This is a genomic window from Nonomuraea turcica (assembly GCF_030718205.1).
GTDB lineage: Bacteria > Actinomycetota > Actinomycetes > Streptosporangiales > Streptosporangiaceae > Nonomuraea.
Window position 1 is genome coordinate 1 of the sequence record NZ_JAUZQF010000071.1, and the last position, 3,158, is coordinate 3,158.

Here is a 3,158-nt window from a genome sequence, read left to right on the forward strand (position 1 = left end):
TGCTTTGTGGTCAAGTCCTCGGCCTATTAGTACCGGTCAGCTCCACGCGTTACCGCGCTTCCACCTCCGGCCTATCAACCCGGTCGTCTACCGGGGGCCTTACCCACTCTCGTGGTGGGAGACCTCATCTCAAGGCGAGCTTCCCGCTTAGATGCTTTCAGCGGTTATCCCTTCCGAACGTAGCCAACCAGCCGTGCACCTGGCGGTACAACTGGCACACCAGAGGTTCGTCCGTCCCGGTCCTCTCGTACTAGGGACAGCCCCTTTCAAGTCTCCTGCGCGCGCAGCGGATAGGGACCGAACTGTCTCGCGACGTTCTAAACCCAGCTCGCGTACCGCTTTAATGGGCGAACAGCCCAACCCTTGGGACCTACTCCAGCCCCAGGATGCGACGAGCCGACATCGAGGTGCCAAACCATCCCGTCGATATGGACTCTTGGGGAAGATCAGCCTGTTATCCCCGGGGTACCTTTTAGCCGTTGAGCGACACCGCTTCCACATGCCGATGCCGGATCACTAGTCCCAGCTTTCGCTCCTGCTCGACCCGTCAGTCTCACAGTCAAGCTCCCTTGTGCACTTACACTCGACACCTGATTGCCAACCAGGCTGAGGGAACCTTTGGGCGCCTCCGTTACTCTTTAGGAGGCAACCGCCCCAGTTAAACTACCCACCAGACACTGTCCCCGATCCGGATCACGGACCAGGGTTAGACGTTCAAAACGACCAGAGTGGTATTTCACCAATGACTCCACCCGAACTAGCGTCCGAGCTTCCCAGTCTCCCACCTATCCTACACAAGACGCTCCAAACGCCAATGTCAAGCTGTAGTGAAGGTCCCGGGGTCTTTCCGTCCTGCTGCGCGTAACGAGCATCTTTACTCGTAGTGCAATTTCGCCGGGTCTGCGGTTGAGACAGCGGGGAAGTCGTTACGCCATTCGTGCAGGTCGGAACTTACCCGACAAGGAATTTCGCTACCTTAGGATGGTTATAGTTACCACCGCCGTTTACCGGCGCTTAAGTTCTCACCTTCGCCAGCTTGCGCTGACTAAGCGGTCCCCTTAACGTTCCGGCACCGGGCAGGCGTCAGTCCGTATACATCGTCTTACGACTTCGCACGGACCTGTGTTTTTAGTAAACAGTCGCTTCCCCCTGGCCACTGCGACCCCCACCAGCTCACAGAGCTAGTCCGATCACCAGCAGAGGTCCCCCTTCTCCCGAAGTTACGGGGGCAATTTGCCGAGTTCCTTAACCACAGTTCACCCGATCGCCTTAGTATTCTCTACCTGACCACCTGAGTCGGTTTAGGGTACGGGCCGCCACAACACTCACTAGAGGCTTTTCTCGGCAGCATAGGATCATCCACTTCACCACAATCGGCTCGGCATCACATCTCAGGCTGAATGGAACGCGGATTTACCTACGTTCCGCCCTACATGCTTACCCCAGGTCAACCATCGCCTGGGCTGGACTACCTTCCTGCGTCACCCCATCGCTTACCTACTACCCGATCGGTTCGAGCGTTCACCCTGACGGCCGTCCCGAAGGACAACCCGAGCTAAGGACTCTTAGCATCACGAGGTTCGATATGGGCGCATTGAAGCGGGTACGGGAATATCAACCCGTTGTCCATCGACTACGCCTGTCGGCCTCGCCTTAGGTCCCGACTTACCCTGGGCGGATTAGCCTGCCCCAGGAACCCTTGGTCATCCGGCGCGAGGGTTTCTCACCCTCGATTCGCTACTCATGCCTGCATTCTCACTCGCACAGCCTCCACAACTAGATCACTCTGCTGCTTCACCGGCTGCACGACGCTCCCCTACCCACCCAGACTACGTCTGAGTGCCACGACTTCGGCGGTGTGCTTGAGCCCCGCTACATTGTCGGCGCAGAATCACTTGACCAGTGAGCTATTACGCACTCTTTCAAGGGTGGCTGCTTCTAAGCCAACCTCCTGGTTGTCTCTGCGACTCCACATCCTTTCCCACTTAGCACACGCTTAGGGGCCTTAGTCGGTGATCTGGGCTGTTTCCCTCTCGACTACGAACCTTATCGCCCGCAGTCTCACTGCCACGCTCTCACTTACCGGCATTCGGAGTTTGGCTGACGTCAGTAACCTTGTCGGGCCCATCGGCCATCCAGTGCTCTACCTCCGGCAAGAAACACGTGACGCTGCACCTAAATGCATTTCGGGGAGAACCAGCTATCACGGAGTTTGATTGGCCTTTCACCCCTACACACAGATCATCCCCCAGGTTTTCAACCCTGGTGGGTTCGGTCCTCCACCCAGTCTTACCTGAGCTTCAACCTGCCCATGCGTAGATCACTCCGCTTCGGGTCTACAGCATGCGACTCAAACGCCCTCTTCAGACTCGCTTTCGCTACGGCTCCCCCACACGGGTTAACCTCGCCACACACCATAACTCGCAGGCTCATTCTTCAAAAGGCACGCAGTCACATCACACACAAGGCGAACCTCATGTAAGCTCCTACGGCTTGTAGGCACACGGTTTCAGGTACTATTTCACGACCCCTCACCGGGGCACTTTTCACCTTTCCCTCACGGTACTCGTGCACTATCGGTCACCAGGGAGTATTTAGGCTTACCAGGTGGTCCTGGCAGATTCACACAGGATTTCTCGGGCCCCGTGCTACTTGGGATCCCCTCAAGAAGCCTTCAAGATTTCGCCTACCCGGCTCTCACGGTCTACGGCAGCCCTTCCCAGAGCTTTCAACTACCTCGAAGGTTTATCACTTCTTGCAGACTCGGCAGAGACTGCCAGAGGGTCCCACGACCCCGGACGTGCAACGCCTGCCGGCTATCACACACGCCCGGTTTAGCCTCATCCGCTTTCGCTCACCACTACTCACGGAATCACTCTTGTTTTCTCTTCCTACGGGTACTGAGATGTTTCACTTCCCCGCGTTACCACCAACCGCCCTATACATTCAGGCGGAGGCAACACCACATGACTGGTGCTAGGTTTCCCCATTCGGACATCCCCGGATCAACGTCTGGTTGGCGACTCCCCGAGGCTTAACGCAGCCTCCCACGTCCTTCATCGGCTCCTGATGCCAAGGCATCCACCGTGTGCCCTAAAAAACTTGGCCACAAAGATGCTCGCGTCCACTATGCAAATCTCAAACAACAAACAGCAACC

The 3,158-nt window shown here is 56.9% G+C and carries 1 rRNA gene; it reads right to left on the reverse strand.

Going from position 1 to position 3,158, the window contains the following annotated elements:
- Window positions 1-6 precede the first annotated feature (6 nt).
- Window positions 7-3,108 (reverse strand): 23S ribosomal RNA (locus Q9G87_RS60165).
- Between the last annotated feature and the right edge of the window lie 50 nt (window positions 3,109-3,158).